This is a genomic window from Flavobacterium algicola, assembly GCF_022399565.1.
GTDB classification, from domain to species: domain Bacteria; phylum Bacteroidota; class Bacteroidia; order Flavobacteriales; family Flavobacteriaceae; genus Flavobacterium; species Flavobacterium algicola.
On sequence record NZ_JAJTUT010000001.1, the window covers coordinates 576056 to 592667 of the forward strand.

Annotated in this window: 12 protein-coding genes; 7 read left to right on the forward strand and 5 right to left on the reverse strand. The window is 33.3% G+C overall.

Annotated elements, in window-relative coordinates:
• Nucleotides 1-155 precede the first annotated feature (155 nt).
• Together LXH21_RS02530 and LXH21_RS02535 are read left to right on the forward strand one after the other, a co-directional pair.
• On the forward strand, nucleotides 156-2510 hold the full coding sequence (locus LXH21_RS02530; RefSeq protein ID WP_239862480.1) for a hypothetical protein: 2355 nt from the start codon (nucleotides 156-158) through the stop codon (nucleotides 2508-2510).
• Between the two features lie 190 nt (nucleotides 2511-2700).
• Nucleotides 2701-4392, forward strand: a complete 1692-nt coding sequence (locus LXH21_RS02535) for an alkaline phosphatase D family protein (RefSeq protein ID WP_239862482.1) — start codon at nucleotides 2701-2703, stop codon at nucleotides 4390-4392.
• A gap of 323 nt (nucleotides 4393-4715) precedes the next feature.
• On the opposite strand, the gene LXH21_RS02540 is transcribed toward LXH21_RS02535, so the two are convergent.
• The 3 genes from LXH21_RS02540 to LXH21_RS02550 all read right to left on the reverse strand — a co-directional run bounded on the left by LXH21_RS02540 (nucleotide 4716) and on the right by LXH21_RS02550 (nucleotide 8971).
• Complete coding sequence (locus tag LXH21_RS02540; RefSeq protein WP_239862484.1) at nucleotides 4716-5402, reverse strand: DedA family protein; 687 nt, start codon at nucleotides 5400-5402, stop codon at nucleotides 4716-4718.
• Between the two features lie 127 nt (nucleotides 5403-5529).
• Complete coding sequence (locus LXH21_RS02545; protein ID WP_239862486.1) at nucleotides 5530-6399, reverse strand: transglutaminase family protein; 870 nt, start codon at nucleotides 6397-6399, stop codon at nucleotides 5530-5532.
• Nucleotides 6389-8971: a circularly permuted type 2 ATP-grasp protein gene (locus tag LXH21_RS02550; protein WP_239862488.1), complete on the reverse strand. Its 2583-nt coding sequence runs from the start codon at nucleotides 8969-8971 to the stop codon at nucleotides 6389-6391. The genes LXH21_RS02545 and LXH21_RS02550 overlap by 11 nt, the downstream gene beginning before the upstream one ends.
• Nucleotides 8972-9055: 84 nt before the next feature.
• Between LXH21_RS02550 and LXH21_RS02555 the strand changes: the two genes are divergently transcribed.
• Both LXH21_RS02555 and LXH21_RS02560 read left to right on the forward strand, forming a co-directional pair.
• Nucleotides 9056-9898, forward strand: a complete 843-nt coding sequence (locus LXH21_RS02555; RefSeq protein WP_239862490.1) for a transglutaminase-like domain-containing protein — start codon at nucleotides 9056-9058, stop codon at nucleotides 9896-9898.
• A gap of 146 nt (nucleotides 9899-10044) precedes the next feature.
• A complete protein-coding gene (locus LXH21_RS02560) occupies nucleotides 10045-13473 on the forward strand; it encodes a transglutaminase family protein (protein WP_239862492.1) in 3429 nt (1142 codons plus the stop codon).
• Nucleotides 13474-13623: 150 nt separating this feature from the next.
• Here LXH21_RS02560 and LXH21_RS02565 read toward each other — a convergent pair whose 3' ends face one another.
• Together LXH21_RS02565 and xrtF are read right to left on the reverse strand one after the other, a co-directional pair.
• Complete coding sequence (locus LXH21_RS02565) at nucleotides 13624-14070, reverse strand: exosortase F system-associated membrane protein (protein ID WP_239862495.1); 447 nt, start codon at nucleotides 14068-14070, stop codon at nucleotides 13624-13626.
• On the reverse strand, nucleotides 14045-14596 hold the full coding sequence (gene xrtF / locus LXH21_RS02570; protein WP_239862497.1) for an exosortase family protein XrtF: 552 nt from the start codon (nucleotides 14594-14596) through the stop codon (nucleotides 14045-14047). Before xrtF ends, LXH21_RS02565 begins: the two co-directional genes overlap by 26 nt.
• 76 nt (nucleotides 14597-14672) lie before the next feature.
• Here xrtF and LXH21_RS02575 point away from each other — a divergent pair, with 76 nt between their 5' ends.
• The 3 genes from LXH21_RS02575 to rpsO all read left to right on the forward strand — a co-directional run bounded on the left by LXH21_RS02575 (nucleotide 14673) and on the right by rpsO (nucleotide 16594).
• Nucleotides 14673-15128 carry a GAF domain-containing protein gene (locus LXH21_RS02575; RefSeq protein ID WP_239862499.1) on the forward strand — a complete coding sequence of 152 codons (456 nt, stop codon included), beginning with the start codon at nucleotides 14673-14675 and terminating at the stop codon, nucleotides 15126-15128.
• A 36-nt stretch (nucleotides 15129-15164) separates the two neighbouring features.
• Nucleotides 15165-16172, forward strand: a complete 1008-nt coding sequence (locus LXH21_RS02580; RefSeq protein ID WP_239862501.1) for an energy transducer TonB — start codon at nucleotides 15165-15167, stop codon at nucleotides 16170-16172.
• 155 nt (nucleotides 16173-16327) lie between these two features.
• A complete protein-coding gene (gene rpsO / locus LXH21_RS02585; RefSeq protein WP_239862503.1) occupies nucleotides 16328-16594 on the forward strand; it encodes a 30S ribosomal protein S15 in 267 nt (88 codons plus the stop codon).
• Nucleotides 16595-16612 lie beyond the last annotated feature (18 nt).

The window sequence follows — 16612 nt, forward strand, 5'->3', positions numbered from 1 at the left end:
ACAGAATTTGTATTAACACAATTTATCTTAAAACAAACAATAGCGATTAATTTATAATTATTGAGCTATAATTTATTAAGAGTAATCTAATTAGTACTTAAATTTACTATACCAACAAACTGTCTTTACCCTAACCAATTAATCCATTTTCTTAAATGAGAATAAAACTAACCACCATCAGCTTTTTATTTTTTGTCGCCTCATTTGCGCAAACCAATATTAATCAAGAAAAAATAAAAAGTTCAATTGAAAATTATTTTCAGTACGATAGAGAGAATATTCATGTCCAATTTAGCAAAGACACCTATGTTGCCAATGAATTCATTGGATTCAAAGGATATGTTTACAGCAAAAATTATAGCAAACCTCATCCCTACACTACCAACGTTCAACTAGTCATTTATGATAACCAAGAGCAAATTGTTCAAAAACAGCTCTTATATACCAAGAACGGAACTTTTACTGGAGGATTTTTGCTAAACGATACTTTCAAGCCAGGACGTTATCATTTTCATTTTTATACCAATTGGATGAACAATTTTAAAGAAGATGACTCATTCACGCAAGAAATCGAAATAATCAGCAAAACGGAACCTTTTTATTTAAAAAGCAATGAGCCCGATTTTAAAACTGCTAAAGTCACTATATATCCAGAAGCTGAAAAAATAATTGATGGCCTGGTAAATGGTGTCGGAATATCTTTGACCGACTGCAACCAAAAAGGAATGGAAAATCAAGAAATTACTGTTTTTGATTCTAAATCAAATGAAATAACAAAATTCAATACAGACAAAAATGGTAATGGCCGTTTTTTCTTTGTACCAGATCGAAATGAAAGCTATACATTAAAAATTAAATCTGAAAAAATTACTCTCTCTGAATCGCTACCTAAGGCGGTTGAGTCAGGAATTATTATAAGCTACAACAATAATCTTCCAAAGAACATTCTAGCCGTTGCTATCAAAACAAATGAAGCAGGAATGGAAATAAATAAAGGAAAGAAATTTATTATCGTGCTGCAACAAGATGTTAAATCCGTACAAAAAGAATTTAGTTTTAAAGATGGAGAAAATGAAGTGGTACTCTACTTTGATAAACAATATTTATCTAACGGAGTAAATAGTATTCGCTTGATAGATGAAAACCTAAATGAAATATGCGAAAGGCTAGTCTATCATTATGGAAGTGATGAGCAAAAGAGCGCACTTGAAGCTAAGTCGATTGCTAATGATAGTATTCAGCTAACTGGTACTAGCAGCTACAAACAAGGAAATATAAGCATAAGTGTATTGCCTGATGAAACGGTGAGCGCAACAGTAAAAAATTCTATTTTTGGTAGTTTCTACCTCAACTCCTATTTAGAAAATCCAGTAAAAAATAATTATTCATATTTTGATATCCAAAACAAGTCAAAAAAACAAGAGATGGAAGCCTTGATGTTTAATCAAAATCACAGCAAATTTAGATGGAAAAATATTGTAGCACCACTTACTAAAAATAATTATACATTTAATACAGGAGTTACCATTAGAGGTAAAATAGACAAACAAAGTAATAATTCTGAAAATAAAATTACGTTAATCTCACTAAAAGATAATCTTTATGAGGTAACAAATGTTGATGCGAATAATAATTTTAAGTTCGAAAATTTTTATGCGCAAGATTCTACTACTTATATTGTTCAAATGAATAATGCTAAAAACATAACTAAGTTTACCAATATGGATACGAGTGTTTTAAATTTCGAAAAAAAATTCGCTCTACCCCTACATCTTAACTTAGATCTTTGTCCTGTAGAGAAGAAACCTGAGAATCTTTTTACCTTTACAGCCCCAATGTTTGACGATACAACGATAAACCTTGAAAGTGTTGCGATAAACAACAACTTTAAAAAAGAACAATTAACCCATTTGGGTGATATGAGCGCAATGGCAGATGGTTATAAAATGGGAGAAAGCGACTTCGGTAGTTTATTGGACTTTCTTACTATGCATGGCTATAGATCAGGACTTAATCCCGAAGACAATACTGTTTACATAACAAGTAATCGAGGAACAATTAATAACTCTACTCCTTCAATTTTTATTGACAACATTTTCCAATATGACTTGAATATCTTATTTGGTATGACGCTAAGTCAAATCGATGAAATTTACATAGACAAAACTAGTATGTCTGATACCGGATTGGCATCGGGATCAGGTACTATCAAAATATTTTTAAAAGCTGGTGGTGCTGGAAATAATTTTTTCAAAACCAAACACAACACTATGATTGTTACCAATGGTTTTACAAAATCAATCGACTTTGTAAGTACGACATTCGAAACACAAAAGGAATATTTTTACTTTGGAACTCTAAACTGGACTCCAACAATAATCATTAATGACAATTCTAATTTTAAAATTAAATTTCCAAAAACGAGTCAATCAAAAATTAATGTGCTGATAGAAGGTTTTACTCCAGAAGGCGCTTTAATTTCTGAATTTCAAAAAATACCTGTTCAGTAAAAATAGGAACATATTAAATCGCCCCAAATAACATTAGCTTATTTGGGGCTTTTTCAAAATATTGGTAAATATTTCTCACGATTCTTAATCTTAGTAACATAAAAATTACGCTACATTGACATTAAAATAAAGCTATAATAACTTTCACCTTTCATGAAATGCGCAAATTTGACAAAAATCAAAACAAGTCATGGAAACATTAAAAAACGGTAGAAGACAATTTCTTCAAAATACATTTTGGGCAGCGGGAGCACTGCTTATCGCTCCAAATTTCATTAGTTGTAGTAAGGACAATCTTAATGAGACGACTATAAATCCGCTGGACTACACCAATAAAAATTTTGATCAAGGAGTTGCTAGCTTTGATCCCACAAAGTCAAAAGTAATTATATGGACGCGTTACAATACTCCTGGAAAAACTATATTATGGGAAGTATCAACAAAAAGTACTTTTGATACCATTTTAAGAAGTGGATCTATAGTTACAGATGCAAGTAGGGACAATACTATTGCAATTGAGTTGACCGAATTAAAAGAAAATCAAAAACTATATTATCGTTTTAGCAATAAAGAAGACAAAGCACTTTCTGTAACTGGAGAAACAATTACTTTTCCAGAGAACTCAGATGTCGTTAAACTTGCAGTTTGTTCTTGCTCCAACTACCAAGCTGGATTGTTTAATGTTTACAATGCCATGGCAAAATCAGAGGCAGATGTTATTGTGCACTTAGGAGATTATTTTTACGAATACCAAGCAGGCGGTTATGGCTCTAATGCTGCCAATGCTTTCCTTAATCGTATGCACCAACCTGCAACTGAAATCCTAAGTTTGGAAGATTACCGTACTCGCTACAAACAATATCGATCTGATCCTGACTTGCAATTAGCACATCAAAAAAAGCCGTTTATTTGCGTTTGGGATGACCATGAGATTGCAAATGATGCATATAAAGAAGGTGCTCAAAACCACTCAGCAGATGAGGGTGATTATGAAACTAGAAAACAAAATGCCTTAAAAGCATATAGTGAATTCTTACCGTTTTCTAGATTAGAAGCCAACAACCAAACTTTAATCTACAGAAATTTCAATTTAGGAAATCTTGTTAATTTAACCATGCTGGATACTCGAATTATTGGTCGAGACAAACAATTAGAACTAGGTGATTACCTAACTGCAACAGGCTTTAACAACACCAAATATCAAGCTGACATTACAAATCCTTCTAGAGCTTTATTAGGAACTACCCAACGTAATTGGTTGAATACTATTGTAAATTCAAGCACTGCAAAATGGCAAGTATTGGGACAACAGGTTCTTATGGCTCGAATGCATGTTCCATTTGAAATGCTCACCTCATTTGGCTCATCAAATCTAAATTCTGTCTTAGCAGAATTGGTCAAAATAAAATTGCGTTACGCACAAAAGGATCCAACACTAACTCCACAGGAAATTGCTAGAATAACCACCGTTTTACCTTATAATCTTGATGCTTGGGACGGCTATCCAGTAGATAGAGAAGCCATGTATACTGCATTGGGAAATAAAAAAATAGTAACCCTTGCGGGAGATACGCATAATGCTTGGAGCAGTAAACTTACCAAACAAGACAAAACTGAAGTTGGAATCGAATTGGCCACTTCTGGAATTACCTCTCCAGGCTTTGAAGTTTATTTAGGCAGTCCTAGCAAAGAGACATTAACGGCTTTTGAAGGTGCCTTAACCACACTTATTGATGATCTGAATTATTTTGATGCTTCACGCAGAGGTTATATCCTTACTACATTTACAAATGCAAATGTAAAAGCAGATTGGATATTTGTAGATACCATATTATCTACCTCCTATACTACCTCTGTTGGACATACAGTAACTTACTCATAGTAATCAAATAAGACAGGAAGACATATCGTTTTCCTGTTTTATTATTATATAAATAAATCCTTTTTAAATATGACTGCTATTCATGCTATTGATTTCGAAGAAAGTATTAAGGAGAACGATTCCTAAAAAAATTGTTTAATTTAAAATGGAAACTCATATAAGAAAATTATGCAGCTTCTATTTAAATATAATATTACTAAAAAAGCTTAATCGTTCCCATTAGTACATACGAGTTCTAAGAATAAGTTTATATAAGACAAAAAAAATCCGTCACAATAAAAATGAGACGGATTTCTTATTTATTTAAACTCAAAATAAAAGTTTTATAAATCTTTTATAGTTGGAGATTTTTTCGAAAACTTTAGAATTACTGGTAAAAGCGTTATAGCCACTAATCCTATAATAATTAATTCAATATGATTTTTCAAATCGATTTCAAATTCTTCTAGAAGAAACCAATACAAATAATGTCCAGCAAAAATTAAGATAAAAGACCAAAGAAAAGAACTAACAACATTATAAAACATAAATTTTTTCTTTTCCATCGAAACAATCCCTGCAACTATTGGAGCAAAAGTCCTAAAGATTGGTAAAAATCTAGCAAATATAATTGCTCTACCACCATGCTTTTCAAAAAAGTCTTTTGATTGAATTAAGTACTTCTTTTTAAACCAAAAACTATCCTCTTTGTTATACAAATAGTAACCACTTTTAGAACCAAACCAGTATCCAACAATGTTACCTAATATACCAGCTATAGCGACAAAGGTTGATAATATAAAAACGTTAAGAAAAGGACTTTCTATAATTAAGATATTCTCTATCAATTCTCTATTGTAGATACCTGCCAAAAACAATAAACTATCACCAGGTAAAAAGAAACCTGCAAACAAACCTGTCTCTGCAAATACGATAAACAAAACGATAAATAAACCTACTCTAATTCCATTTATATCAAAATGAATATAAAAAAGTGGATCTATTAAATTCTTCCAATCAAAGCTACTCATAGTTTAATATTTTTACGCATATAATTTGCCGTGAAAGTAGTTATAATTTAGTTTATCAACAATTTATTCTGATTTTTTAAATCATTATTAACTTATGCATCCTAAATTGATAATTACCAGTAATTTTTTATGCCAAAGGTATTACATCAACCTCTACTTTTACCTTGTGTTCACCAGAGCTAAAGATAATTCCTTTAAGGGGTGAAATGTCTGAATAATCACGCCCGTATGCAGTAACTAAATGGCGCTCCCCAGGAACAATATTATTAGTAGGATCAAATTCACACCAACCCATTTCTGGAACATAAACAGAAACCCAAGCGTGTGATGCATCAGAACCTTGTAGTTTAACTTTACCTTTTGGTGGCAACGTTTCTAGGTATCCGCTCACATAACGCGCAGCAAAACCCATACTACGCAAACAAGCAATCATTAAGTGTGTAAAATCTTGACAAACACCTTTTCGTTCTTTTAAAACAGTTTTTAATGGTGTGTTTAAATTTGTGGCACCCGATTTAAATTCAAAATCGGTAAATATTTTTGACGACAATTTTTTAACAGCTTCATAAAATGAAGTATCTGCAATAAAGCAGTCTTGAGCAAAAGCTTTAACTTCATCATCCCAAAAAATAAAAGGACTCGGAAGCTGGTATTGCAAAAGTTCATTTTTAAGAGCCAATTTAGTCTTAAACAAAAGCAATGTTTCTTCGCAAGTAATTGCATTCATGAATAATAATTTCGCAGGGAATACCTCAACGATACTCGTTGCAACCACCTCCAGAACTTTGTGAGGTTTTAGAATCGAAAAATAATATTTTGTATTATTAAAATAGTCTTTTCTTGGATATAGGTTTTGAGGCTTTGGCTCAATTGTTAACTTATAATCTTCACAAATTTGTGAAGCAGAATTTACCGGATGCAAACAGATAATGCATTGGTAATTGTGCACAGCATTAACGTAGGTATAGGTAGTTTTATGTACTAATTTATACTTCATCAGAATCAATTTTTTCAGTTTCTAAAAAGGAAAGTTGCATCACCGAGTGATTAAAATACAAACTAGACAAACTATTGGTCACAGTCGAAAGAAGATTAGACACAGAATTTATAGTTTCATCCAAAGCTTTTCTATAATTAGCTTCGTCTGCTGTTACTAGCTCCTCTGGGTCAATTAATTTGATAATAGTATTGGCTTCTAATACTTTCTTTTCTGCAATACTCAATTGATTCAATTCTGATTTTTTGGGTAACTGTGCGATATTGTACGACAAAGTATCGAGAATGTAGGCCAATGTATATGGAGAGTTCTTCTCTAGGAATAACATATTGATCACGGTAATCAGACTAATTTGTGATTTATAAATACTTCTGTACTGCGCCAATAAATTATGATTTTCTAGAACAGATTCTAATAAAAGCTGCTCGACATCCTCACTCCTTTTAAAACAAAACAAAGACTGAATAACAGAGGTAAGCGATAAAAATCTCTCGATATTTTTACCCGCTTCAAATAGAAAGAATCCGTTTTCTCTGGGCAGTGTTTCATAAGTATTACCATAAAACGCCATCATTCTAATATACAATTTATCCAAACTATGCGTGGTACGACTGATACTACTAGCATTTGCTTCTTTCAATCCAGTCAGACTATCTTCAATAAGGCTAATAATTCGTTTGGTGTCTTGATTCCATTTTTCACTAATATGATTGATCGAGTACAAAAGCGATTGTACATTATAGGAAACAGAACCCTCTTTTTTCGGGTCTTTTATTAACGAAATTAATTCTGCTAAAGGTTTATCGAATACTGTTTCATCTTCGACTCCCTCCTTACCTACAAAACCTGGATAAGATTGAGTGAGATGTGTTAAGGCTTTTAGAAGTACAATTAAAAACTCGGGTTGTTTTTTACCATGAGTGCTAACGTTTTCATTTAGTCTACTGAAAATTATTTTAAGGAAGCCAGTCAAGACCATAGTTCTTTCAGACAATCGTCCTACCCAAAATAGGTTTTCTGCATTTCTACTAGTAAGTACGGCATTGTGCGAAACATGATTGTTTTTCTTAACTTCTATAATTTGATCTTGCTGTTCTTGTTGGTCAAGTTGTTCTTTAAGACCATCTGTAATAATCCAAGTATCTTTGGATATGCCCCCAAATTGATTTGAAATTTGAAATTTATCTTCAATAACAGAACTACGGGTCAATCCGCCTTGCATAACTTTATAATCTTTTCCATCAGAAACTAAGAAGGCTCGAATAACCGCTAATCTAGGAACAATTTCTCCGTCTATTAAAGATGGCGTTGTAGAAAGGCTAACTTCTTCTTGGGCTACAAAATCTTTTGGACTTTTTAATATTTTTGCTTTTAATTCAACTAATTCACTTTCATTTAATTTGCGCCCGTAAATAGATTTTACACCCAAATTTCTATTTGTCTTTTTGATAATTAATTTTGGTAAATTATTCAGCACAAAATTCAATTCTTTGGTTTGTCCGCACCACCACGTAGCGGTAGAATTCATTATCAAAGGCTCCTTTAATAAAAATTTACATGCGTTTTGAATAAATGCCATCAAACCATGATTCTCTAAAACAGCAATTCCGGGAGGGTTTATCACTGTAACATTACCAAGACGCATGACTTGAAGCAAACCTGGAATTCCTAATAACGAATTACTATTCAATTCTAAAGGATCACACCATAAATCATCGACACGTTTAATAATCACATCAACGCGTTCTAGTTGGTCAATTGTTTTCAACCAAACATACCCTTCGCGCACTAGTAAATCGCTTCCTTCAACTAGATTATATCCTAGGTAAGACGATAAATAAACATGTTCAAAATAGGTTTCATTTCCTTCTCCAGGAGACAAAAACACTACATTTGGGTTGTCGGAATTGGAGCCGAATTTCCCAACTGTTTTCTGTAGCTCGTTGAAGTATGGACCTAATTTACTACGGTGAATATTTTTATTTAACTTAGGAAAAATATTGGCCATTACAATTCGGTTCTCGAGCGCATATCCCGTACCCGATGGTGACTGAACTCTGTTATCTAGCAACCACATTTTTCCGTCTGGCCCTCTAGCAATATCACATGCCAAAATAGTTAGTTGATGAAAATCCTTTTGATTAATATCGAAGCACGGTCTCAAAAAACCAGTATTATCAAAAACCAATTCGGCAGGAATAATATTGTTTTTTATAAGTAGCTGTTCACCATAAATGTCTTTATAGATTAAATCTAATAGCTTTGCGCGCTGAATCAAACCTTTTTCGACAGTTTCCCATTCCGTTTGGTGTATTACAAAAGGAATTGGGTCTAGTTTCCAAGGTCGGACCAAACCTGTCTCTGAATCATAAACGTTGTAAGTAACACCGTTTTCTTTCAGCTTATTTACAATTTCTTTGTTTCGAATAGACAACTCCTCCATCCCTACTGCTTCTAAGGTTTGAAAAAGGGTTGCCCAATGGGGCTTTACTTGTCCATTTTTATCGATAACCTCATCGTATGATTTGATCGTTTTTTTATATGAATCTATAAAAGATAATGGAGTGCTCATTTATGGTTTTTAAATATGCGGCAAAGCTACATTAATTTTTAGGAAAACTGGCTCGATTACCCTCAATATTAGTACTTTTACGCCATGGAATTCAATCTTAAAACTACAATACAGTACGATGTATATGCCACTACAACTTTCGTATTTAACATTCAAGCCCTAAATCGGGCTGCTAACCAAACATTCATTACTGAATCCCTAAATATAACACCAAACTTACTTTACAAAGAATACAATTTAAAAGGCTCCAAAACTCGTTTCACAAAAGTACAAGCAATAGAATTCGTTCCATTTACCATACAATACCAAGCAACTGTCGATGTAAGTTACAAAAGAATATCAAAAAAGAAACTCTTAAAAAACATTCCTGTTTTTGATTTGAAGGATGAAATAATCCCTTTTCTTACCCCTACAAGAAACTGCCCATCAGACAAATTAATGGAATTTGCTTACAACCTCTTTGGCACCATACCTAGTGACATAGAGAAAGTGATAGCAATAGAGGAATGGATTTTTAACAACATTAAATATGTGAGTGGTTCATCTGATGCAAACACAACTGCTTACGACACTCTAGTGATAAAGGAAGGTGTTTGCAAAGATTTTGCACATTTGGGTATCGCCCTTTGCAGGGCTTTAAATATTCCTGCGCGTTATTTTACTTGCTACGCCAGCAACATTTACCCTCCAGATATTCATGCTTGTTTTGAAGTCTATCTCGGCAATAAATGGATTTTATTTGACGCTACTCGATTGGCCAATTTAAACCAGTTGGTAAAAATAGCTGATGGCAAGGATGGATCTGAAATTGCGGTGGCAACTATCTTCGGGAACGCTTGCTGTACCTACATGAATATTGAATGTTCTCAAGTAAATAATGATATTGAAACGGTAGATCTTACAGAAGATTTTTTCATATCTTACTAATAAATAAATATAATTGCATTATCAATATCTTTCGACTCCTAAAATTATCATTCTGATATTTATTATTTTAGCAATCTTTTTTTAGTAGTTACCAATATAAAAAAACGTATTTTTATTAAAATTTAGAAACCAAAAACTCGACATATATGGCTGTTAAAATTGCTATTTCACACAAAACAACCTATACTTTTGACCGTAGCGTTAAATTATTCCCTCATGTTTTTCGGCTTCGTCCAGCGGCACACTCTAGAACTCAAATAGAAGGATATACTTTTAAAATAAGTCCAGAAAACCATTTTATAAATTGGCAGCAAGATCCTTTTGGAAATTACCAAGCTAGAGTTGTTTTCCCAGATCCTGTACAAGAATTAAAAGTAGAAGTAGAAGTTATTGCAAAATTACAAGTAATCAATCCCTTTGATTTCTTTGTTGAAGAATACGCAGAAAACTTTCCTTTTACTTATGATAAAACTTTACAGCAAGAGTTAACAGCTTACCTCCCACTTACAGAAGAAAGTCCGACTTTTTTAAAGTTTATGGAAGGTCTAAAATTGACAAAACCTTTACCAACCAATGATTTTCTGGTTTATATTAACCAAGCAGTCTACAAAGAATTGGCTTATAATTTAAGGATGGAAGTTGGAGTACAAACTCCAGAAGAAACTTTACGTATTAAAAGTGGATCATGTAGAGACTTTGCTTGGCTACTTATACATGTTTTACGTTATTATGGGCTTGCAGCACGCTTTGTATCTGGATATATTGTACAATTGGCACCAGATCAAAAATCGCTAGATGGCCCATCTGGTCCTGAGGCTGACTTTACCGATTTACATGCTTGGGTAGAGGTATATCTTCCTGGTGCGGGATGGATTGGTCTTGACCCAACCTCTGGTCTTTTTGCTAGTGAGGGACATATCCCGTTATGTTGCACACCTCATTATGAAAGTGCTGCTCCTGTAACTGGTGCGACTGGAAAATGCGAAGTAACTTTTGATTTCGAAAATAAAGTAACTCGTATTCATGAGGACCCAAGAGTAACAAAACCATACTCTGACAACCAATGGAAAGACATTATGGAAGTTGGAAATGTGGTCGAAAAAGATTTGATCGAAGGAGACGTACGTTTGACAATGGGAGGAGAACCCACTTTTGTATCTATTGATGACTATGAAGCAGACGAATGGAATACCACTGCTGATGGCCCGATGAAACGTAGGCTTGCTTATGATTTGGCCTTGCGATTAAAAAAACGTTTTGCTCATGGAGGACTGTTACATTTTGGTCAAGGAAAATGGTATCCTGGCGAATTATTCCCACGTTGGCAATATGGTTTATACTGGAGAAAAGATGGTTTGCCTTTGTGGAAAAATGATGCTCTTGTTGCTAAAGAAGGCGAAAGTAAATTTACTTTTCATGATGCAGAAAAATTCGCAAATGAATTAACAAAATACCTCGGAATTGACACGCGCAATATAACTCCAACTTATGAAGATCCGATTTATTGGGCTCTTGAAGAGGGAAAATTACCGATTAATTTAGACCCACTCGCTGTAGATTTAAAAGATTCTATACAACGACACAATTTGGCAAAAACCCTAGAAAAAGGACTTAATAATCCGTCTGGATTTGTTTTACCACTTCGCAAAGAACATGTTGCAGACCATTGGGAAAGTTGTGCATGGGAATTTAGAAGAGGAAATTGCTTTTTGATACCAGGAAATTCTCCTATTGGTTTACGTCTACCATTAGACTCACTGCCACAAACTTCAAAAAACAAAAGGGAGACTGTCGTAGATAGAAGTCAATTTGAAGACTTACCTGCTTTGGGTGATTATAACGAAAAAGTAAAAAAACGTTATGGCACTATTACCAAAATATTTCAAGCTGCCAAACTGATTTTAACCAAAAAAGAGCCTACTGAAAAAGAGCCCGTAGAGAAAGAGAAAAATCCGTTGTTATATGAAGTAGATACATTTATTACAGCAATGTGTATTGAGGAACGTGAGGGTATAATTTATATCTTCTTACCTCCTACTGATTATTTAGAAGACTATATTGACTTAATCACCTCTATCGAAAACACGGCAGAAAAATTACAAATGCCTGTACGTATTGAGGGATACCAGCCAAAATCTGATTACCGCGTTGAAAAAATGATGGTAACTCCAGATCCAGGTGTTATTGAGGTTAACGTTCATCCTGCCAAAACATGGGAAGAAATTGTAGACAATACTACAGCTTTGTATGAAGAAGCATTCTTATCGCGTTTGGGAACAGACAAATTTATGGTTGATGGTCGCCACACAGGAACAGGTGGAGGAAACCACGTAACTTTGGGAGCCGAAAAACCAGAAGATAGTCCATTATTAAGAAGACCCGATTTGTTACGAAGTTTGATTACGTACTGGCAACATCATCCTGTATTAAGTTATTTATTTGCAGGACCATTTATAGGTCCTACAAGTCAAGCACCACGTATTGACGAAGGAAGAGATGAGAAATTATACGAAATGGAAATAGCCTTTGACCAAATACCAAAGGACAAAGAAGTTCCTTTTTGGATGGTCGATAGAATTTTTAGAAATCTTCTAACAGATATTACAGGAAACACACATAGAACAGAGTTTTGTATTGACAAATTATATTCTCCCGATTCTTCAACTGGACGATTGGGAATATTAGAGCTTCGTGCTTTTGATATGCCACCACACAAACACATGAATTTGGTTCAAAATTTATTGGTTCGTGCTTTGGTTGCTAAATTTTGGAAACAACCTTACGAGAAGAAATTAATTCGATGGGGAACAGAATTACATGATAAGTTTCTATTACCTCATTTTGCTTATTTGGACATGATCGATGTCGTGAATGATTTAAAAGATTCTGGATATAATTTTGATATTTCTTGGTTTGATCCATTTTTTGAATTCAGATACCCGCACCACGGAACAGTAACTATAGACAATGTTCAACTCGAAATTAGATTAGGTATAGAACCATGGCATGTCTTGGGAGAAGAGTTATCTAGTTCGGGAACTTCTCGTTTTGTAGATTCATCACTTGAGCGATTGCAAGTTAAAGTTTCTGGAATCGTACCCGAAAGACATATTTTATTATGCAAAGGGTGCAGAATACCGTTGAGAAGCACTGGTACAAAAGGAGAATATGTTGCCGGAATACGTTATAAATCTTGGAATCCACCATCCGCACTGCATCCCAATATCGGAATTGATGTACCCTTAGTTTTTGACCTTGTAGATACTTGGAACAATAAAGTCATTGGTGGTTGTACCTATTTTGTAACACATCCAGGAGGACGTAGTTTTGAAACGTTGCCGATTAACAGTTTTGAAGCTGAGTCAAGAAAAATGAGTCGTTTTTGGGATTTCGGACATACACCTGCATCCGCAATGGAAAACAAAGAGTTTGAAACGCCTGCTAACAGCACAGCTACTTCTCGCTTTTTGGTCGAATCAAAATCAGACTTAAAACATGATACTCCAATTGAATTAATCAACCAAGAGTATCCTTACACATTGGATTTAAGACATTTTTGGACTGCAAAAAAGTAATATAATGCAATGGATAGACACTACAATTGTTTTCTAATGATGCTGTAAAAGGAGTTATTACTAATAGTTTAAAACATATCTCCATTTAGCAGATTAAAAATCTAACATAAATCTCTTAAGCCTGCTATCATGCAAATGACAGCAGGCTTTTTAGTTTGCAGAAAGCCGTTGGTAATAGAAAGCAGGAACAAATAATAGTAGGAACAGTGGTTGTATCAAAAATCGACGAATATAAAAAAGAATAAAATTATTTTGATCTGCGTAGAAGTTTAAAATTATAAAAAAAGGAACGATCAAAAAGACAAAGAATAATCCATAAAGCACCGATGCAAACTTGACCATGTCGCTATCTTTAAAAATGATATAGATCAACAAGATCGAAAGCACTGCATTTAATCCGTAGCGAAATAACAATCCCCAAAACAAGTGGTAAGCGTCGTAGACCGGCAAAGACAGCATATTAAAATCCAATTCAAAGTAATGCAGGAAAGGATCGTAAAAAATTACCTTTTCAAAAACACGAACCAAAACTAGCAGTAGCAATACTAGTCCACCAGAAAGTAATTGATATTTATGTCGCAGTATTTTTTTTAGCATAAAAAGAAAATTTATTCACCCATAATATCCATAATAAAAATACAAATCCATATATAAACAATGGAAAAAACACGCGATGCAAAATAGCCTCATGTTCAGGATAAAAATACAGCAATAGTGACAAGATAGCTATTCTACTGATGTTTAAAATATAAATTGCAAAAGCACCACCAAAAACAAAACCAATTGTAGTCTGTAATTTACCAGAGAAAGCAACCACAAATGAGATAAACAAAATAATAATGCTCATCGCATTGCAACCTTCTATTATCCGAGCGACATATTTTTGATTGTAAAATAACTTCAAATAAGATTCTGTATTATCCTTTTCGAAATAAAAATCAGCATTAAAAAGATTCATAAGTTGGTTGGTATTCTTACCTACCATTTCAGTAATAGAATCAATCTTATTAAACCCAAAACTGTTCAAGTACAATTGATACAAAAAAGCCAGCACGGCATAGGTCAAAAAGAACTTTGACAAAAAAAGCAAAAATGGTTTGTACTGAATAAAATATTTTTTCAAAATAAAATTTTAGAGCCTAAATGATTTAATATGAAAAAAAGTGTAACTACTTTTGTGTAAAACTAAATTAAAAAAGATGAATTTTCAAGATTTAAAAATAGAAACACAAAAACTAGTCGAAAATAAAACTGCTAGTAGAGACGAAACACTGTTAGCTATTTGTCAACTACTCAATAGAAACATTGCACATTATAATTGGGTTGGGTTTTACTTTGCCAATCACGATACACAAACCTTACACCTAGGTCCCTATGTAGGAGCAGAAACAGACCATACTGTTATTCCTTTTGGAAAAGGAATTTGTGGTCAAGTCGCTGTTTCTAATGCCAATTTTGTAGTACCAGATGTTGCTGCTCAAGATAATTATATTGCATGTAGCATAACCGTGAAGTCAGAGATCGTGGTTCCTTTATTTGCAAACGGAAAGAACATAGGCCAAATTGATATTGACAGTCATGTAATTGATGCATTTACAGAAGAAGATGAGCGATTTTTAGAATTTGTAAATTCAGAGGTAGCTAAGTTGTATTAAAATCGACTACTTTAGCTACAACTAAAGAACCCAAAGATGAAGGCCAAATTATTGCTATTGTTATTATTGTTCGTTTCAACAATTAATAATGCTCAAGATAAAAATGATAAGAAAATTTTCCTGGATTCGCATGGAAAGAAAACGACTGAAAAAAAGCATTCTTTCTATCTTATCATCCTTGATTACAAATCTGATAAAAAGTTGTATCAAGTTGCTGAGTATAACAAAAATGGAATATTACTTCAAGAGGGGACAATAACAGACAAGGAGAAACTTACTAAGGAAGGCAAATTTACCACTTACTATAAGAGCGGAAACAAAGAGAAAGTAGTTCATTATACATCATCGTCTTTAAATGGGGAATTTGAACAATGGTATGAAGACGGTAACAAACATCTTGACGGTATTTATATTGCACAAAAGAATAACAGTAAGAGCGATTTAATCTTGCATAACTATTGGAACAAAGAAAACAAGCAAATTTTAATTAATGGAACTGGAGAATATGAGGAAACTATCCAGTTTCCAGATGTAGATTCTTTAAATGAGGAAAATAGTTTCAAAAAAGTAAGAGGCACAGCTTATGGTCCCTCTCAAAATTACAAAAAAGAGGGACAATGGACGGGATCTTTCCCAAAGCTTAAAATAACCTTTGTCGAAAATTACAAAAACGGAGAATTGATCGAAGGGAAATCAACAGATTCCTTGGGTATTCAAAAAAAATACAATGTAGTCGAACAAAAACCTGTATTTAGAAATGGTATAAAAGATTTTTATATTTATGTAGCTAAAAATTTCAATATTCCGTTTGGCTTAAAGAATATTGCATTAACTGAAAATAAAATCAACGTAAGCTTTATCATTAAGAAAAATGGTAGCGTCGACAATATCAAAATTTTAAAAGGCTTAACGTCCGAACTTAATTATGAAGCTATTAAAGTAATAGAGAATAGTCCCGACTGGGTTCCTGGTAAAAACAGAGGTCAATTAATTGACACCTTATTTTATTTACCCATCACGATTAATTTGCCTACATCAAGATAGGCCATCTTTTGAAAATTAAGAATAAAAACGATTGCTGCATATTTATATGAATACGTCCAGAATATATACTTGTGCATAAAAAAATAAATACTATCTTTGCACCCGTCTAACAATAGATGCTAGACATACATAAAAATCATTAAACAAATATTGGAATGTATTTAACTAAAGAGATTAAAGAAGAAATCTTCGCACAACACGGAGAAAAAACAAACACTGGAAAAGCTGAAGCGCAAATCGCTTTATTCACTTTCAGAATTGCACATTTAACTGAGCACTTGAAAAAAAATCGTCATGATTATAACACAGAGCGTTCATTGGTATTACTAGTAGGTAAAAGAAGATCTTTACTTGATTACTTGAAAAAGAAAGAAATCAACAGATATCGTGAGATTATCAAAGTATTGGGTATCAGAAAATAATCAATATAAAAAAGAGGT